We start from the raw sequence: 246 nt of genomic DNA, 5'->3' as shown, positions 1-246 counted from the left end.
GGCATCGGCGGTGAAATGCCCGCAGAAGATCACCACGTACGTCCACACGTTGCGGATGCCGTTGGCGACCAGGTTGCCCAGCAGCACCGGCAGGAAGAACGGACCGGCCAGCGCCGGGAACAGCACGTAGTCCTTCAGAAGCTGGCGGCCCATCTTGCGGCCCACCGGCGCGAAGTCGCGGCGCATCTTGCCCTTGGGCATCTTGCCGGCGAAGAAACGGCCCAGCTTCAGTTCCTGGATCGCCAC

The 246-nt window shown here is 65.4% G+C and carries 1 pseudogene; it reads right to left on the bottom strand.

Features of this window, described 5'->3' with window-relative positions:
- Positions 1 to 246, bottom strand: a pseudogene (locus SB719_RS21900) (hypothetical protein); the annotation flags it as partial.

This window comes from Pantoea sp. SIMBA_079, assembly GCF_046940275.1.
GTDB lineage: Bacteria > Pseudomonadota > Gammaproteobacteria > Enterobacterales > Enterobacteriaceae > Pantoea > Pantoea borealis.
This window is presented reverse-complemented; position numbering and strand designations above follow the sequence as displayed.